18 protein-coding genes are annotated in these 16148 nt (G+C 68.3%); 10 read left to right on the forward strand and 8 right to left on the reverse strand.

Annotation, left to right across the window (positions count from 1 at the left end; all coding sequences use genetic code 11):
* Positions 1 to 16: 16 nt before the first annotated feature.
* On the reverse strand, positions 17 to 733 hold the full coding sequence (locus Ani05nite_RS30020; RefSeq protein ID WP_239130755.1) for an HAD family hydrolase: 717 nt from the start codon (positions 731 to 733) through the stop codon (positions 17 to 19).
* A gap of 187 nt (positions 734 to 920) precedes the next feature.
* Between Ani05nite_RS30020 and Ani05nite_RS30025 the strand changes: the two genes are divergently transcribed.
* Positions 921 to 2333 carry an NsdA family TPR-like regulatory protein gene (locus Ani05nite_RS30025; RefSeq protein WP_203773975.1) on the forward strand — a complete coding sequence of 471 codons (1413 nt, stop codon included), beginning with the start codon at positions 921 to 923 and terminating at the stop codon, positions 2331 to 2333.
* Here the strand turns inward: Ani05nite_RS30025 and Ani05nite_RS30030 are convergent, their stop codons facing one another.
* The 3 genes from Ani05nite_RS30030 to Ani05nite_RS30040 all read right to left on the reverse strand — a co-directional run bounded on the left by Ani05nite_RS30030 (position 2334) and on the right by Ani05nite_RS30040 (position 4319).
* On the reverse strand, positions 2334 to 3164 hold the full coding sequence (locus Ani05nite_RS30030; RefSeq protein ID WP_203773977.1) for an alpha/beta hydrolase: 831 nt from the start codon (positions 3162 to 3164) through the stop codon (positions 2334 to 2336).
* A 172-nt stretch (positions 3165 to 3336) separates the two neighbouring features.
* On the reverse strand, positions 3337 to 3984 hold the full coding sequence (locus tag Ani05nite_RS30035; protein ID WP_203773979.1) for a prepilin peptidase: 648 nt from the start codon (positions 3982 to 3984) through the stop codon (positions 3337 to 3339).
* A gap of 8 nt (positions 3985 to 3992) precedes the next feature.
* Positions 3993 to 4319: a winged helix-turn-helix transcriptional regulator gene (locus tag Ani05nite_RS30040; protein ID WP_203773981.1), complete on the reverse strand. Its 327-nt coding sequence runs from the start codon at positions 4317 to 4319 to the stop codon at positions 3993 to 3995.
* 836 nt (positions 4320 to 5155) lie between these two features.
* Between Ani05nite_RS30040 and Ani05nite_RS30045 the strand changes: the two genes are divergently transcribed.
* From Ani05nite_RS30045 to Ani05nite_RS30085, 9 genes are all read left to right on the forward strand, one after another.
* Positions 5156 to 5707: a hypothetical protein gene (locus Ani05nite_RS30045; RefSeq protein WP_239130756.1), complete on the forward strand. Its 552-nt coding sequence runs from the start codon at positions 5156 to 5158 to the stop codon at positions 5705 to 5707.
* Positions 5701 to 6624, forward strand: a complete 924-nt coding sequence (locus tag Ani05nite_RS30050) for a hypothetical protein (protein ID WP_203773983.1) — start codon at positions 5701 to 5703, stop codon at positions 6622 to 6624. The genes Ani05nite_RS30045 and Ani05nite_RS30050 overlap by 7 nt, the downstream gene beginning before the upstream one ends.
* 146 nt (positions 6625 to 6770) lie before the next feature.
* The gene (locus Ani05nite_RS30055) at positions 6771 to 7376 is read left to right on the forward strand and encodes an SAF domain-containing protein (RefSeq protein ID WP_239130766.1); all 606 of its coding nucleotides are present in this window, start codon (positions 6771 to 6773) and stop codon (positions 7374 to 7376) included.
* A 2-nt stretch (positions 7377 to 7378) separates the two neighbouring features.
* Entirely contained in the window at positions 7379 to 8185 is an 807-nt protein-coding gene (locus Ani05nite_RS30060; RefSeq protein ID WP_203773987.1) for a hypothetical protein, read from the forward strand.
* Positions 8182 to 9621, forward strand: a complete 1440-nt coding sequence (locus tag Ani05nite_RS30065; protein WP_203773989.1) for a TadA family conjugal transfer-associated ATPase — start codon at positions 8182 to 8184, stop codon at positions 9619 to 9621. Before Ani05nite_RS30060 ends, Ani05nite_RS30065 begins: the two co-directional genes overlap by 4 nt.
* Positions 9609 to 10520, forward strand: coding sequence for a type II secretion system F family protein (locus Ani05nite_RS30070; RefSeq protein ID WP_203773991.1), 912 nt, complete (start codon positions 9609 to 9611; stop codon positions 10518 to 10520). The genes Ani05nite_RS30065 and Ani05nite_RS30070 overlap by 13 nt, the downstream gene beginning before the upstream one ends.
* Positions 10517 to 11410 (forward strand): type II secretion system F family protein, encoded by an 894-nt coding sequence (locus Ani05nite_RS30075; RefSeq protein WP_203773993.1) that lies wholly within the window; start codon positions 10517 to 10519, stop codon positions 11408 to 11410. Before Ani05nite_RS30070 ends, Ani05nite_RS30075 begins: the two co-directional genes overlap by 4 nt.
* A gap of 60 nt (positions 11411 to 11470) precedes the next feature.
* Complete coding sequence (locus Ani05nite_RS30080; RefSeq protein WP_203773995.1) at positions 11471 to 11662, forward strand: hypothetical protein; 192 nt, start codon at positions 11471 to 11473, stop codon at positions 11660 to 11662.
* A gap of 5 nt (positions 11663 to 11667) precedes the next feature.
* On the forward strand, positions 11668 to 12177 hold the full coding sequence (locus tag Ani05nite_RS30085; RefSeq protein ID WP_203773997.1) for a TadE family protein: 510 nt from the start codon (positions 11668 to 11670) through the stop codon (positions 12175 to 12177).
* 58 nt (positions 12178 to 12235) lie between these two features.
* Here the strand turns inward: Ani05nite_RS30085 and Ani05nite_RS30090 are convergent, their stop codons facing one another.
* The 4 genes from Ani05nite_RS30090 to Ani05nite_RS30105 form a co-directional block, all read right to left on the reverse strand.
* On the reverse strand, positions 12236 to 13966 hold the full coding sequence (locus Ani05nite_RS30090) for a site-specific integrase (RefSeq protein ID WP_203773999.1): 1731 nt from the start codon (positions 13964 to 13966) through the stop codon (positions 12236 to 12238).
* The gene (locus Ani05nite_RS30095) at positions 13963 to 14307 is read right to left on the reverse strand and encodes a helix-turn-helix domain-containing protein (protein WP_203774001.1); all 345 of its coding nucleotides are present in this window, start codon (positions 14305 to 14307) and stop codon (positions 13963 to 13965) included. Before Ani05nite_RS30095 ends, Ani05nite_RS30090 begins: the two co-directional genes overlap by 4 nt.
* Positions 14308 to 14464: 157 nt before the next feature.
* Entirely contained in the window at positions 14465 to 15040 is a 576-nt protein-coding gene (locus tag Ani05nite_RS30100) for a nucleotidyltransferase domain-containing protein (RefSeq protein WP_239130757.1), read from the reverse strand.
* 6 nt (positions 15041 to 15046) lie between these two features.
* A complete protein-coding gene (locus Ani05nite_RS30105) occupies positions 15047 to 16138 on the reverse strand; it encodes a tyrosine-type recombinase/integrase (RefSeq protein WP_203774003.1) in 1092 nt (363 codons plus the stop codon).
* Positions 16139 to 16148: the final 10 nt, after the last annotated feature.

Genomic DNA, 16148 nt, shown 5'->3' on the forward strand with positions numbered 1-16148 from the left:
GACCCGACCGCCGGGGTCAGCCTTCCCGGACCAGCGAGGTGATCGTCGCGACGACCAGCTCGGGGTCGAGGTGGTCAAGCACCGCGTCCGGGTCATGGCTGGCCAGTTCCTCCCGGCTTTCCCTATGAGCGACCACCACCACCCGAAACCCCGCATACCTAGCGCACGCAATGTCGTTCGGGGCGTCACCCACCACCACCGTCCGCTCCGGCGCCAACTCGACCCCGAACTTGTCCCGGTACCGTCGCGCCACCACAGCGGCAAGCTGGAACCGGTCCCGATGATCCGACCCGTAGGCCCCTATCTGAAGGTCCAGCTCGTCCCGCACGTTCAGCGAAGCGACCTTGACCTCGGCCGCAGCCCGCAGATTCCCGGTCAGAACCGTCTGCACGAACCCCCGCCGGTGCAGCTCGGCGATGCTCTCGGCCACACCCGGGTACGCCGGTTGCACCCGGGCCAACTCGTCGCGGCCCGCCTGCATGACCGCAGCCAAAACGGTGCTGAAGCGCGCGAGGCCAGCCTCGGCATCCGCCGGCGCGATACCAGAGGCGACCGCCGTGTCAACCACGATCGACTCGTCCGTGTAACCGTGAACCTTGGTCTTTGGGAAGACCACGGACGACTCCCCAACCCCATAAGTCTGGGCAACCGACCGGCGTAACCAGCGAAGATCCGCAGGGATCAAGGTGCCGTCCACGTCCCATACCACAACACCCGCATCCCGATGATCCACCAAGACATCGTCGCACAGCAGACATGAACAGGCGCTCTCACACAGTGATCCCAGCGCCGAGTGGACACCGTTCGCCGGCCATCCAGATGAGCCCATTCGAAGAGCAATCTGGGGCGCAAGGGGATGATGCTTGAGCACTATCGGTAACCCTGCCATCCTGGACAACCGGCGAGGAGGTGTGCCGCCCATGGATGAACCTAAGTCGCAACCGACGGCTGATTTGGTGACTACTCGCAAGAAGGCAGGCGCCACGCCGAACGGCAAGCTGACCGAGGCCCGTCTACGTCTACTGTCGCCCACCGGCTCCGGCCAGCCGATGTCGCGGCAGGAACTCGCTGAGGCGGTCAACACCTGGCAGTGGGAGCACGAAAAAGCCAAAGACCATCTTGACGAGAACGACATCGGAGCCTACGAGCGGGGCGAGTACCGATGGCCGCGGCGACGGCGCAGGGATGGCCTTCGCGCTGTCACGGGTGCACGGACCGACGCCGAGCTTGGCTTCTACCGCAACCGTCGGCTGTCGTCGGCCCGTGCGACTACAGCCGTAGCAGAGGCGGCGAATCATGACGACGGCCAGGCCGCGACGCTGAGCGAGCGGGTGGACCGTCGTGCCCTGATCAAGTACGTCGCGGCAGCCGGAGCCCGGCTTGCGGTGGCCCCGGCGCTCATGCTCGACGATCTGGACCGGATCGAGGCGGTCGGTCGGGACAGCCACGGATATGGCGACGAGACACTGGTTGCCTTCTTGACCGGTAAGCTTGCCGAAAGCGCGGGCGACGATGGACTTCATGGTCCCCGCTATGCGCTGCCGACCGTGCTCGGAATCATCTCGACCGTGCAGCGCAAAGCGCGGTCAGTCGATTGGGGCACGCGTCGTCCCCTGATGCGCGTTGGCGCCCAGGCATCGGAGTTCGCGGGCTGGCTATATCGCGACTTGGGTCATCCCGTCGCGGCAGAATATTGGCGAGACCGGGCCTCGGAGTGGGCCATGGAAGCAACCGATTACGCCATGCCCGGCTATATCCTGGTCAAGAAGAGTCAAGCTTCGTGGGACAATCGCGATGTCGCCCGGATGTTGGGCCTTGCCGAGGCGGCTCAGGAAGGGCCATGGCGATTGCCCGCGCGAATCATGGCGGAAGCGGTCCAGCAACAGGCGCGTGGACTGGCGATGATGCAGACGAGTCGGCAGAAGGTCGATGACACGCTGAAACGGGCACGCGAACTCCTTGAACAAGGAGCGGGTGAGAAAAGCACACTGGCTGCCCATTACGACGGAGAGCTGTTCAAGCTGCAAACCGCGATCTGCTATGGCGAGTCCGGTCGTCCGGAGAAGGCCGCCGAGATCTACGAGGCAACCTTAAGGTCGGACGCCTTCTCGGCGCGGGATTTCGGGTACTTCTCCGCACTACGGGCCCAAAACTTGGCGTCTATCCAGCAGCCCGATGTAGCCGCATCAATCGGCTGCACAGCCTTCTCCGCCGCCATGATAGCGGGATCGGTGCGGACCGTACAGGAACTGTCTCGGCTGCGGGATCACCTGCATCCCTGGTGGAAGCGACCGGCAGTTGCCTCGTTCGCCCAACTCATGGAAGCGGTCTAGTCACGCACTCCAGGCGGCGATGTCCTCGATTGCCTTCGCCTGCCATATTTGCGTCTGCGGGTTGCGGTACTGCGGATCATCATGGACGGCGATCCCGTGCTGGGCGCCCTCAATCTCAATCAACTTGGCGGGTGCGGAAATCTTCGCTATGAAGTCCCGAGAACTCTGCACGGGAATAAAGGTGTCGCCAGTGCCATGCAGGATCAGCGTCGGTGCCTGAATGTCGCCAGACTTTCGATCAGGGCGCACATGGAAAACCTCGTTGAGGAGAGGGCGCCCAAGCTTGAACGTAGCCGAATGTGGCAAGAACCCGTTCTGAGTCAGCTCGCGACCCGCAGACTCGTCGATCTGATCGTCATTCCAGTACGGCTTGTCGTCAATGAATCGCTTCTTGTAGTTGGTCAGCGGGTTGATCAGGATGAGCCTGGCGATTTCCGACGGGAATTCGGCGGCGAAATACGCGCAGATGCCACCGCTGAAGCTGGCCCCCAAGAGATTGACGGGAACGCTGCCAGAGAGCTGGCGGGCATGCGCGACCGCAGCACGAATGTCGTTAAGGACCCCGGAAAGCGTGAGATCCTCCTGCCTACCCTCGCTTTCACCATGACCGCGAAAGTCGAAGCGCAACGATGCCACACCGGCCGACGCCAGACCTTCAGCGAGCCGACCGAAGAAGCCACCTTCCTCACGGGTCACACCTCCACCGTGTACCAGCACGGTGCAGGAGCGTGGCGGTCCACTCGGTGCGACGAAGGTACCGCGAAGAAGTAGGCCATCGGCACTGCGAAAGCTCGTTTGCGTGGTCAAGGGTGGCGTGGCGGCGTCGGTCATGGTCGGGGTTCCCTCCAGACGGATTGGCACCGTGCCGGTAGCTTAACGGCCTCCACCATCACGGTCGTCCAGCGTCCTGGCCACACTCGTCCCGGTAGCGGCGCGCGACGAACCGCCGGAAGCTGGAACCGATCTCGATGCGCCGAAGTCGCGGGCGGTGTGCGGGCTGGCACTAGGCAAAGATCATTGCCAATATTGCGGCTCCGAAGAGGGCCGGTCCGAACGGCAGCTTGGTGGAGCGCTCGCGGCTTCTGGCTACCGTGACTAACGCGAAAATCCATTGGCCGATGAGTGCGGCCAGGATGGCGGTGGCCGAGACTTGCCATCCGAGCGCGCCGAGGATGAAGGCCGTTGCGCCGGCGAAATGGACGTCACCGAGACCGAGCTGGCCGGGCGCGGCCAGGGCGGTGAGGAGCAATGCGGCTGACACCACGAGTCCCGAAACGGCGGCTTGGGTCAGCGTGGTGAAACGGTCGTCGATGATCGACTCGACGGTGAACAGGACCGCGCACGTGAGCCAGGTCGCGCCGACCATGGCGTGTGGAAGTCGATGCCGCCGAAGGTCGGTGTAGGTCAATCCGACGCCGAGGACGCTGAATAGCCAATATCCCGGTGCAGAGATCCGCCACCCGACTCGGAGGTACACGGCATAGGTGATCACGGCAGTCGTCACCGCCATGACGGCGCTCAGTAGGCGCGGCGTGTCGTTAGACCACCATCGGGGCGGCAGCCGAACCGGCCCGTCGGCGGGAACGGCGTGTGCGGTCGCGGCGACTGGTAGCGCTGCGATGAAGCCACCAGCCGCCGCGACCAGCGCCATAGGACTGGCTAGGTCCGCCACGAGTCGGAGTTGCCTGGCTGATCGGCAGGGTGGTCCTGATCCCAGGCTTCGATGTGGCGGAGGGCAACCGCGAGCCGCTGTCCGCTGCGGGTCAGGGCGTAGTCGGGTGGCACCCGTGTGGTGCGGTGCGCGATGAGGCCCTGCCGAGTCAGCGCGGCGAGCGTGGCCTGGAAGGTTCGGGAGTGGACCGGCCCGTCGGCCACCCCGCCTAGCCGCACCAGTAGGTCGGTGTACCGGAGGGGTTCGGACGACAGGATGTCGAGAATCTCGCGGCCCCACTTCGGTTTGATCGCTCGAAGGGCGCGTTGCAGCATGTTCTCCAGCGCGACTCACCTCCCCGTTTGTGGGCGCGCCGCTGGCCTAGCGAATGATCAGTGTATTGCCTCGTGTCGAACGCTCGCCAACCAATACTGATCACGTTGGTTTCGCGCGAGCTTTGTGAAGAATTTCCTATTAACCTGAAGAATCGTCAATTGCGTTACTTGTCGATTGGTGCCGCCAGCGATGGAACGGTCTCGTGACCGGGAAGTCGTCGGCCCACGCTTGAAGTGCGGCTACGTGGGTGAGGAGCGTGGCTCCCGCCGTGGTCAACTCGATCGGGGCGTCCGGGCGAAGATTGGTGTCCCAGGACCCGCATCGAGGACTACTGATAAGACCTTCGGCCGCGAGCGCGCGCAGACACCGCTCAGCGTGCGGGTATACCTCGTCATCGATTTGTGCGAAGGTGGCGACATCGTCTCGCCGGTGCAGCGTTACCAGCGTCTGATAGACGCCGGGCCTCCCGACGAGTTCGAGAATCCGGCCCAGCGGCCGGCGATGGTCACCCAACGAAGTATCTCCCAAAAAACTTCGGCCACTTCGTTCGAGATTGTACGACCAATCGAAAGATAATGATCTGTCAGATTTGTGACACTCTATTTGCCCGATCTGCGCCTTGTGGAAGCCGCACTGTCAGCGCGGTAAGTGCGCCAGTGAGCGCGCGTCAAGGGTTGATAACGCGCGTACCTCGGGGCGCGCGCAGTTGCCACTCTCGACAGTTGCGGACTAGACACGTTAGGTGACCTTGGTTCGGGCTGGCTGGGCGAGGGTTGTAGATGAGGGCTGCGCGACGGCTTGACGTGCGGTCGGAGGCCAATGGAGGAGGCGGAGCGTGGACCGGCGCACGGGGGTGGTGGGGCTAGCGACAGCCCTGGTGATAGCTCTGGCGGGCTGTAGCTCGAAGGAGGGTAACGGCGGCACACCGTCGAACAGTGTGGTGCCGGCACCGTCGCCATCTGCGAGTCTTCCGCTGAGCGTTGCGGCTGAGCGGGATGCGCTCGTTGCTTACCGCGGCATGTGGTCTGCGTTCGTCGAGGCGGGCAAGACGTCCGACCCGGACGCCCCCGACCTGCGTAAGTACGCTTCGGACAACGCGCTGAAGCTCATCGTCAGATCTCTGTACACCGACCGGGACCAAGGCAAGGTGACCAAGGGGCCGCTGCGCCTCGACCCGAAGGCGACGGAGTCGAAACCGCCAGACGTGCCCACCGAGGTCAAGATCCTCGATTGCGTTGATTCCACGAACTGGCTCGAATACAAGAAGTCCGGGGAGCTGTGGGACAAGGAACCGGGCAGTAAGCACCGCACCACCGCCACGGTGAAGCTGACCGATGGTGTGTGGAAGGTTTCCTCCTTCATCCTCGAAGGAGGGGCGACATGCTGACCAGGTTGCGACGTCTGACGCTGGTAGCGGTCCTCGGGATCGCCGCCGCCCTGGCGGTCGCCGGACCGGCGACCGCTGGAGACGGCACTGGTGGGGTGGGTTGCACGAAAGGCTCTAGCGCTCCAGGGTGTGACATCAACGCTGGCACAGGGGGCAATTCCGGCAACACCAAGCCCGGCAACACGGGCGGCAAAGGTGGCGACGGTAAATGCCGCAATCCGGAAGGCGCGGAGATCCCCTGCCAGCGTGACGGTGGGTGGGCTGGCGACGACGGCTGTTATTACAAGCCCGCTGATGTGTCGCCGTCCACGATCGACGCCCTCGGTGGGCAACCTGCTGGCGCGGGCGGCTGGTACCAGCAGGTTTGCTATAACGACGCCGGTGAAGCGACGTCGGGCTTCGGCGGCCCGGTGTGGATTGCCGGGGCGGCGCCGCCGGTAGTGTCACCGGAGGTGTTGGCTCGTCAGGCACGCTCGCGCTTGAACTTGCCCACGATCGTGATCCGGATCAACCCTCCGGGCAAACAGTTGACGCATCTGCCGACGTGGCTGTCCTTGGACGCCTCGTCGTGGGAGACCAAGTCCGCCACCGCGTCGGTGCCCGGGGTGTCGGTGACGGCGACCGCGCGGCCGGTGCAGGCGACGTGGGCGATGGGCAACAACACGACGAAGGTATGCACCGGTCCGGGAACCATGTGGACGCCGGGTACTGATCCGAAGCTGCCGTCGCCGGATTGCTCATACACCTACACCCACTCGTCGGCGCAGGCGCCGGGCGGCACGTACACGGTGACCGTGACGGTGACGTGGGAAGTGACCTGGGCCGGTGCCGGGCAGTCAGGCACGGTGCCGGGGTTGACCACGACCGGGAGCGTGCCGGTCACCGTCCAGGAGTCGCAGGCCGTCATCACGGGCTGACATCGGGTGCCGAGGGGCGCCGTATCGGGGAGGTAGTCATGTCGGTGGGTGCCGTGCGCCCAAAATCGGGACTTGAAGATCGTCCGCAGGTGGCGCAGCCGCGTGCCGGGCGAGGACCGTGGCGGGCGGCACGCCGCCGCCGCCGGTTGCCGTTCGTTGCCCTCGGCGGGCTTCTGGTCATCGTGTGTGTCCTCGCGTACGCCTACGGGGCGGTGGCGCTGGGCGACCGGGTGCAGGTGCTTGCGGTGGCCCGTGCGGTCACGGCCGGGCAGGCGTTCACTGCGGCGGACCTTCGGCCGGTGTCAGCGGCGCAAGACCCCACGGTGCAGCTGATCCCGGCGGACCAGGCCACGCAGGTGGTCGGTCGTACGGCGGTGGTGCCGCTGCTGCCGGGAACCCTGCTGACCCCGGCGCTGCTGGGTGACGCGGCGTTCCCTCCGGCGGGGAAGGTGACCGCCTCGGTGGCGGTGAAGCCCGGCCAGTATCCGCAGGGACTCGCGGCGGGCGCGCGGGTGAGTGTGTACGTGACGGCGAACCCCGCCGGTGCCGCACCGGCACCGGCAACGACCTCTGCCCCGGCCTCGTCCACGCCGGCCCGGATGCAGGCGGTGGTCCTCGCCGTGGACCTGGCTGGTGACGGCCAGGGCGCGGTCGTGATCACGCTGCTGCTTGATGCGGACGACGGTGGCCGGTTGGCGGCGGCTGCGGCGGGCGGCGTGGTGCTGATGCAGACCGCACCGGGAGGGAGCTGACGATGCCGTTGCTGGCGATGTGCTCGATCAAAGGCCCTGGCGTGACGACGGCCGCCCTCGGGTTGGCCGCGGTCGCCGACGCCTCGGCGCGGGTGGTGCTGGTGGAGTGTGATCCGGCGGGCGGCGACCTGATGCTGCGGCACGGGTTGGCCGCGAAGCCGAACCTGGTCGATTTGGCCTCGGCAGCCCGAGGTACCAGTGGCGACCCGGCCGTGTACCGGACGGTGGCGCAGGCACTGCACGTCGGGGATCGGGTGGTGCCGGTGGTGGTGGCCCCGGCGGGTGGGGCGCAGAGCCGGGCGGCGCTGCCGGAGCTGACCCGCGCCGGGCAACTCGTGCTGAACCCGCCGGACCGTCTCGTGGTGGCCGACTGCGGCCGGTTCGAGGCGATGTCGGCGGCCAGGCCGGTCCTCGTCCTCGCCGATGTGGTGGCCGTGGTGGTGCGGGCGACCGCCGATGCGCTGGCCCACCTGGAGGAACATCTCGGCGAGCTGCTCGACGTGGTGACCGGTCGCCTGGTGGTGCTGCTGGCACACGGCGGGCTGTACGACGGGGCCGATGTCGCCGACGTTCTCGGCCGGTATGTGACCGAGGAGCTGATGGAACCAGCGGACCGACTTGCGGTGCACGGCCCGCTGCCCGATGACCGGCGCGCGGCGGCGCTGCTGGGTGGGGACCTCGTCGCGGGACGTCGCTGGCGGAGGCTGCCGCTGCTGCGATCCCTCGACCGCATCGCGGGCGAGCTGGCGCCGCTGCTGGTGACCGCGCCGCAAGACGACGCGGGCTCAAGGACGGAGGTGCCGGGATGAGCGCGCCGTTCAACGCGTTGTCGACGGCGCCGGTCAACGGACACCGGCACGGCCACCCGGCCGAGCCGGACCTCGGCCCGGATGTGGCGGTGGTTCGCCAGATTCGCCGTGAGGTCGCCGAGCGTCTGACCCGGGCCAGCCGTGCCCAGGAGGCCGCGACCCAGACGCCGATGCCGACCGAGGAACGAGAGGCACTGACGCGCCGGCTGATCAGCGAGGCCCTCGACGCCTACGCCACAGCGGAAATGGAGGCCGGTCGCCCGCCGCTACGCCCACAGGTGGAGTCGCGGGTGGCCCGGACGGTCGCGGACACTCTGTTGGGCGCGGGCGGGTTGCAGCCCTGGCTGAACAATCCGGACGTGGAGGAGATCGTCGCCAACGGCTGCGATCAGGTCTTCGTGCGTTTCTCCGACGCCCGTCATGAACAGGTGGAGCCGATCGCGGACTCCGACGCGGAGATGGTGGACCTGATCCGGATGTTGGCCGCCCATACCGGCAACGACGAGCGCCGCTGGGACCGGGCCGCGCCGCTGCTGAACCTGCAGCTCGCCGACGGCAGCCGCCTCAACGCGGTCATGGATGTGGTGCGGCGGCCGTCGCTGTCGATCCGGCGGCACCGGTACATGACGATGACGATGCCTCAACTCATCGAGTTGAGGGCTATCGACACCGCCCTGGGTGAGTTGTTCCGCGCCGCTGTACGAGCGCGGCTCAACACGGTGGTGGGCGGCCCGACCGGTGCCGGGAAGACCACGTTCCTGCGCGGGCTGGCCTCGGCGATCCCGGCTCACGAACGCCTAGTGACCATCGAGGACACCTACGAACTCGGCTTCGACCAGGACACCGCCGCGCACCCGAACGTGGTCGCGATGCAGGCCCGCGAAGCCAACGTGGAAGGCGAAGGCGCGGTGGACATGGCGGCGCTGTTCCGCAACGCGCTGCGGATGGTGCCCTCGCGGGTGTTCGTCGGCGAGGTCCGAGGGCATGAGGTGGTGCCGCTACTCAACGCCATGTCGCAGGGCAACGACGGCTCGATGTCGACCATCCACGCCTCGTCGTCGGCCGGCGTATTCCGCAAGCTGGTGCTCTACGCCGCCGCGGCCCCGGAGCGCCTCGACCCGGCCACCACGAACCTGCACATCGCCGAAGGGCTGCACCTGGTGGTGCAGTTGCGGCTCACCGAGACCGGCCGCCGGTTCGTCACCAGCGTCCGGGAGGTCGTGGACGCCGACGGGTTGCAGGTCGCGTCCAACGAGATCTTCCGGCCCGGCCCGGACGAGCGCGCGGTGCCCGGGGCGCCGCCGTCGACCGCGCTGCTGGACCGGCTGGTCTTCCACGGCTTCGACCCGGCGGTCTTGCAGCGCCGAGAGGGCTGGTGGGCTACCACCGGCGGCGCGGCCCGGACCGGCAACGGTAACGGGGGGTGGCCGCGATGACGTTGACGGTGCCCCTGGCGGCGTTGCTGGGGCTGGGAACGGCGCTGGGCCTGGTACTGGTCACCGTGGGGCTGACCGGCCGAGAGAATCCGCCGCCGGGACTCGATGTCGAGGCGTCGTGGTGGTCGAGGCTGACCACCGGTCGTGAACCGGTGGACCGGCGTCGGCTGGCGCTGTGTGTGGCCGTCGGCGTTGTCGTGGCCGTGGTGACCCGCTGGCCGGTCGCGGCGGTGCTGTCGGCCGGGGCGGCGTGGGTGCTGCCGCACATCATCGGCCCGGACCGGGGTCACGCCCGCCGGGTCGCCCGGATCGAGGCCATCGCCACCTGGACCGAGGCGGTGCGTGACAACCTGTCCGGCGCGGCCGGGCTGGAGCAGGCGATCGGGGCCAGCGCCATCGAGTCCCCGGAGCCGATCCGCGACGAGGTGACCCGGCTGGCGTTGCGGCTACAACGCGGCTGGCGGCTACGCGACGCCCTGCGCGGGTTCGCCACCGAGATGGCCGACCCGACCGCCGACCTTGTCGTGGCCGGGCTGGTGATAGCCGCGAAGGGCAGCGCCGGACAGCTCGGCAACGTCCTGGGTGAACTGGCCCTGTTCGCGCGGGCGAAGGTCGCTTCCCGCCAGCGAATCGCGGCCAGCCGTAAGAGCAACCGCACGTCGGCCCGAGTGGTGGTCGGCGCGACGTTGGCCATGGCGGCCGTGTTGTCGCTGATCAACCAGGGCTATCTGGCGCCGTTCGACTCCGTCACCGGTCAGCTCATCCTGCTGTTCGGGGTCGGCGGGTGCTTCGGGTTCGCGTTCTGGTGGCTCGCGCGGTTGATGCGCCAGAAGGACACCAGCCGCGTGCTCGCGGCTGTCGCCGACGATCCGGCCGAGCGTCAGGCGGTGCCGTCATGACCGGCCTCGTGCTGTTCGCTGGGCTCGGCACCGGCCTGGGTTTGTGGCTGATCGTCATCGGCTTGTTCCCGCGCCCGCCTCGCCTGGACAAAGTCCTCGACGCCCCTGCCGGGCTGAACCCGCTCGCCGACGATGCCGAGCCGGTGTCCGGGTGGACGGGCCGGTGGGGGCGCCCGGCAGTGCGGCTGCTGCGCCGTATCGGCCTGCCGCTCGCCGCGACCCGCCGCGATCTCGCCACCGTCGACAAGCCCGTCGACGTGCACCTCGCCGAACAGGCCACCGCCGCGCTCGCCGGGGTGCTGCTGCCTCCGGCCGCTGCGACCCTGCTTGCCTTCGGCGGTATCGGCACCGGCCTGGTCGTGCCGGTGGCCGCGTCGCTGATCCTCGGTGTCGCCGGGTTCCTCGCGCCGGAGCTGTCGGTGCGCGGCGACGCGGCGAAGTACCGGGCGGCGTTCCGCGATGCTCTGTCGTCGTTCCTGGACCTCGTGGTGATCAGCCTCGCGTCCGGGGCCGGCGTGGATCAGGCCCTGGACGAGGCCGCCCAAGTCGGCTCCGGACCGGCATACAGCGAGCTGCGCTACGCCCTGGCCGAGGCGCGGCTGGCCCGGGTACCGCCGTGGGACATCCTCGCCGTCCTCGGTCGCCGCGTCGCGGTGCCCGAGTTGCAGCAGCTCGCCGCCAGCGTCGGCCTGGCCGGGACCGAGGGCGCCCGCGTGCGGGACTCGCTGCGATCCCGGGCGGTGTCGCTACGCGACCGGCAACTCACCGAGGCCGAGGGTGAGGCCAACGCCGCGACCGAGCGGATGTCGCTGCCGATCGTGGCTCTGTTCGCCGGGTTCCTGATCTTCCTCGGATACCCCGCCGTCGCCGCCGTGCTGAGCGGCCTATGAGCCTTCCGTAGTTCGCGAAACCTGAACGTCGTCCTACCGGAACCGAAGGAGGCACCACCCATGTCCGCTCTGCTGAGCTATCTCACCGCCGAGCTGCGGTACCGCTGGCAGCTCGTGCGCGACACCAAGGACGGCGGCTACACCACCGAGTCCGTCGTCGTCACCGCCGTCCTGATCACGATTGCGCTCGCCGTCATCGCGATCATCGGTACCAAGCTCGTCGGCAAGGCCAACTCCCTCAACCTGGGCTGACCGTGATGGCAAGGATCGTCCGAGTCCGCCGTGCCCCGCGCCGTCCCCCGTCGGCGGCGGGTACGGCCGGGTGGCTGCGTGCCCGCTGGCGGCGCGCGGCCACCCGCCCGGACGAAGGCGCCGCCACCGCCGAGCTGGTCATCGCGATGCCGCTGGTGCTGCTCATGGTGATGTTCGTGATCCAGGCCGGGGTGTGGATGCACGCCACCCACGTGGCACAAGCCGCCGCCACCCGCGCGGCGAGTACCGCCGCCGCCTACCAAGGCAGCGCCGCCGCCGGACAGAGCGCCGGGGCGCGGACCCTCGCCGCGATCGGCAGCGGCGTGCTCAAGTCGCCGGCGGTCTCGGTGACTCGGACCGCGACGCAGGTTCGCGTCGAGGTGACCGGCACGGCCGCGACCGTCGTGCCCGGCGTGCGGTGGCGGGTCCGAGCGGTGGTGGTACGCCCAGTCGAGCGGTTCGTGCCCATTTCCCGTGAGTTCGAGATTTCTGAAGCATCGCCGGCCGGGAACTGAAGGGCGGTTGGCCGTGAAGAGCGTAGCTGAGGGCTTCGGTTCGTGTACTCGCGTGTGGTCAGCCTTGCCGTGGTCCGGGGTCAAGCTCGGGATGGCTCAGGGCGGCGGTGTAGAGCACTGCGCCGGCGGGGGTGAGTCCGAACAGGATGCAGATGCGTTTGATGTCGCCGCCGGTCGCGATGACCTCGTTGAGGATCCGGTCGGTGCGGATGCCGCGGGCGGCGGTGCCGAGTTGCAGTCCGAGCCAGCGTCCCCCGACGGGTTTGAGTTCCAGGGCGGTGCGCCTGTGGATGAACAGGTGTGGGTTGGCGGTGTTCGGCCAGGTGGCAGTGCGGTAGTCGAGGTAGGCGGCCAGCCGGATGAGGACGGGTTCGGCGAGCGGGATGACGCGGCCGTCGAGGTGCAGCCGTCGGTCGCGGATGTCGGTGGTCGTCAGGTTGCGCAGCTGTCCTGGTGTCAGGGCGTGGAAGGCCAGCAGCGCGGCGAGCGCGGCTCGGGTGGGGTCGGGAGAGTTGAGGGCGTCGCGGATGACGTCGAAGTCGGCCGGTTCAGGGCCGCGGGTGTGCGGGGCGCCGAGCTTGATGTGCAGGGTGGGGTCGCGGAAGACGACCTTGTGTCCCTTGAGGGTGTGGAAGATCGAGCGCAGCGCGGAGCCGGTCAGATAGCGGGGCCTGCCTTCGTCGGCAGCGGCGATGGCGTCCAGGACATGTTGGCGGGTGATCTCGCGCAGCGACTCGTATCCATCGCCGGCCCAGGTGTGCAGCGTGGGCAGGGCTGCGTTGAGCTTGTAACGGATGGTGCCGTGGTTGCGGGCACGGCTGCGAGGCGCACTGGTCTTGTGGCCGTGGAACAGGACGTCGAACCAGACCTGAAGCTCGGCACGCATCTGGGCGGGCAGGTCAATGACCTTGCCGGCGAACCAGGTCTTCAGGGCCGGGGTCAGGTCGTCGTCAAGCATGTCGATGCCCGCGAGGAACTCGCGCAACAACCGAGTGGCCCGGCCGGTGGGGCCGAGATCGCGGATGAGGCTGGTCTTGATGCGAGCGCCAGGGGTGTCTTGCAGGCCGAGGACGGCGTTGAGGCCGCTGCGGGCCTTCTTGCAGGTGCTCGGGCTCCAGCCGCGTTGGGCGGCGTGGTCTTCCAGCAGGTCGGTGAGTGCCTGCGCGGCGTGCGGGTCGGGCGGTGGAGGCAGGACGATGCCGGGACGCAGGCTGCGGCGCGCGTCGAACAGGACGAGTTGCTCGTGGTCGACGGGTCGGATCGGCGCAGCGGTGCTGCGGGCTCGGGGCTCGACGGCTATCGGTGTGCGGGAGGCGGAGCCGCGTGCGGCCAGTGGTGTGCTGAACATGTTCGCGATGAACAACTGCTGGCCGTCTTTGTTCGCCTCGGCGAGCGACAGACCGGTGCGGCTCCAGCGGAGCATGGCGGCTTGCCGCCAGCACAGCCGGCAGAACCGGCGCTCGTCGACGGGGAGGTGGCGGCGGCAGCCCGTGCAGGTGCCGTAGGTGTTCTTGGTGCGCCAGTTGACGCAGCCCCAGCACAGGTACTTGGTGTGGCGGGTGACGCCCCAGCCGAGGCAGTGCTTGCAGGAGGTGACGTGCTGCGGAGCGGCCGGGTGGCACCGTCCGCAGAGCCCGGCGGAGTAGTAACCGTCCGCTGCGGTGCAGGCGCGGCAGGGCGGCGGGGTGAACGGCCCGCCGGGCAGGCACTGGTAGCAGAAGTCGACGCGTGGGTTGGTGAACGCGACGGGGTTGGCGCGGCAGACCGGACAGAGCTTGGGTGGACTCATGCCGGTGGTGCGGAGCGGCGCCGGCCGGGCCGAGGCGTGACCGCCGCAGTCCGGTCGGCCGTGGTCTCGCCCGAAGCGGCGCGTGACGCCGGCGCCTTGGCGGCGGGCTTGCGGGCGGCGACCTTCTCCGGTTCGGAGATCAACAGATCCGCGGGGGTGCAGTCGAGGACCGTGCAGATGACGTCGAGGTCGTCGAGCCGGATCGTGGTCGGGGTGCCGGTCCACAGCGCGGACATCTTTCCGGCGCTGATCTCCAGCCCGGCCTCCAGTAGGCGGCGGCGCAGCTCGGTGGACTTCCAGATGCCCTGCTGGGCGGCGTGCAGTCGCAGGTTCCAGCGCACGGGACTACCTTCCCTGGTCAGCGAATCGGTCGGCGACGCGCTGCTTGGCGGCAGCCCACGCACGGTCGATGTGGTTGTCGTGGACGAGCTCCGGCGACGTCAGATGCTCCAACTGCCTGAACTGATGTCCTGCCATGACTGCCGATTGGTCGTGTCGTCAGGGTTGGCAGGCGCGGATCAGGTTGTCGAGCGCGCCGGTGGGGTCGTGCAGAGTACGGGCGCCATCGGTGACGACTCGACGGGTGCCGGCGTCGAGCGGATGGGTGCTGGCCCAGTCTGGCGAGCCGATATTGATCTCGACCTCGAGGCCGGAGGAGGTGCAGAAGCGTCGTTCGGTGACTGCACCCCAGGACTGCACCCGGATCAGGTCACCGATGGCCAGTTCGTGCGCCCAGGTGTTGTCGACGTATCGGACCTCGTCGGTGGTGAGCAGGACGAGGTCGATGTCCGAGTCGGGCCGGGCCGCGTTTCGGGCGTAGGAGCCGGCCAGGAGCAGGCCGACAACGTCAGTGCGGTGTTCGGCCCACCGCGTGACACGGCCGATGATCTCGTCTACTTCGGCGACACGCTCCGGCGAGAGTGCGGTCGGTTCATGGGTAGCCGATTGGTCGTTGTGCATCAGGCTGTCTCCCTGGCTGATGTGATGGCTGGAGTCGGCGCTCAGCTGGAACTGGGTGGTGACTCGGTCTGGTCTGGGCCGCAACTCGAGCCCGCGGAGCCGTTCGCTGAGCACACCGGACTACGTCCCTTGGCCGGTGAATCGGTCAGTGACGCGCTGGTTGGCGGCAGCCCACGCGCGGTCGATATGGTCGTTATGGACGTGGATATATCGGGTTGTAGTGGACAGCCATTCGTGCCCGAGCAATTCTTGGATCGCCTTGAGGTCCATGCCTCGGGCATACAGCGCCGAGGCGCAGTGGTGACGCAACCCGTGCGGGGTCAGCCGTCCCGTCCAGGCGGGCAGCCACCGCTTGACGGCCTGCGCCAATCCGGAGCGCAGTGCGTCGTCGCCGACACGAGTGCAGCGGCCGGTGAGCCGGTCGTAGCGTTCGCTGGGCAGCAGCGGCGCGTCCGGGTCGGTCGGGTCGTCGCCGAACTGGCCGCGCACGTCGGTCAGCCACCAGAACATCAACTGGTCGACCGAATTGATCGCAGGCACCATCCGCGGCTTCGGGCCGCGGCCCATGCTGCCCTTGCCGAACCGCACATGCAGCCGGCCGTGCTCGCCGAGATCGGGACGCCAGTCGCGGATGTCAAGCCGCACCGTCTCGGTGATACGCAGTCCGGCGCGGCGCCACAGCGACGCGGCGAAGTAGTCGCGGGCCGCGGGAAGGTACTTGCGAGCCGAGGGCACCGCGTCACGCCAGGCGTCGAACAGCACCGCCACGTCGGTCTCCGGCGGGGGGACGCGGACGGTGTCGCGATCGACCTTCGCCGGCCGGTTGAACTCGTCCACCGGCTGGACGACCACGGCACCGGTCAGGGTGTGGATGTCGCCCTGGTAGCGGTCGATGACGAACTGGTAGAACCGCGCCAACGTCCACGCCTTGCTCTGCACGGTGCTGCGCGCATTGCCGCGCTCGCGCCGCTGGTGAGCCAGGAAACGGTCGGCGTCCTGCGGTCCGACGGTCCACAAGGGGCGGCCGAGGAAACGCAGGAACTCGAACACGGTCGAGCGTTCCTGCGCGATGTGGCCGTCGGTCAAGCCGGCACCCACCGCGGCGAGGGCGTACTGGTCGACCAGCTCCTGCTCAAGCTCCTCCATCGCCTGCGGCGCCGGGTTCCTGAACCGCTCCGCGGACCCGATCGAGCGCACCACCGCCAGACCCATGAGCACTCCG

The sequence above is a fragment of the Actinoplanes nipponensis genome (assembly GCF_016862275.1).
Taxonomy (GTDB): Bacteria; Actinomycetota; Actinomycetes; order Mycobacteriales; family Micromonosporaceae; genus Actinoplanes; species Actinoplanes nipponensis.

Bases quoted from the DNA above. Each gene is read 5' to 3' on its own strand.
- Ani05nite_RS30075 (WP_203773993.1), top strand. From the start codon at position 10,517: ATGACCGGCCTCGTGCTGTTCGCTGGGCTCGGCACCGGCCTGGGTTTG.
- Ani05nite_RS30025 (WP_203773975.1), top strand. From the start codon at position 921: ATGGATGAACCTAAGTCGCAACCGACGGCTGATTTGGTGACTACTCGC.
- Ani05nite_RS30065 (WP_203773989.1), top strand. From the start codon at position 8,182: ATGAGCGCGCCGTTCAACGCGTTGTCGACGGCGCCGGTCAACGGACAC.
- Ani05nite_RS30085 (WP_203773997.1), top strand. From the start codon at position 11,668: ATGGCAAGGATCGTCCGAGTCCGCCGTGCCCCGCGCCGTCCCCCGTCG.
- Ani05nite_RS30080 (WP_203773995.1), top strand. From the start codon at position 11,471: ATGTCCGCTCTGCTGAGCTATCTCACCGCCGAGCTGCGGTACCGCTGG.
- Ani05nite_RS30035 (WP_203773979.1), bottom strand. From the start codon at position 3,984: ATGGCGCTGGTCGCGGCGGCTGGTGGCTTCATCGCAGCGCTACCAGTC.
- Ani05nite_RS30050 (WP_203773983.1), top strand. From the start codon at position 5,701: ATGCTGACCAGGTTGCGACGTCTGACGCTGGTAGCGGTCCTCGGGATC.
- Ani05nite_RS30030 (WP_203773977.1), bottom strand. From the start codon at position 3,164: ATGACCGACGCCGCCACGCCACCCTTGACCACGCAAACGAGCTTTCGC.
- Ani05nite_RS30060 (WP_203773987.1), top strand. From the start codon at position 7,379: ATGCCGTTGCTGGCGATGTGCTCGATCAAAGGCCCTGGCGTGACGACG.
- Ani05nite_RS30105 (WP_203774003.1), bottom strand. From the start codon at position 16,138: ATGGGTCTGGCGGTGGTGCGCTCGATCGGGTCCGCGGAGCGGTTCAGG.
- Ani05nite_RS30090 (WP_203773999.1), bottom strand. From the start codon at position 13,966: ATGAGTCCACCCAAGCTCTGTCCGGTCTGCCGCGCCAACCCCGTCGCG.
- Ani05nite_RS30040 (WP_203773981.1), bottom strand. From the start codon at position 4,319: ATGCTGCAACGCGCCCTTCGAGCGATCAAACCGAAGTGGGGCCGCGAG.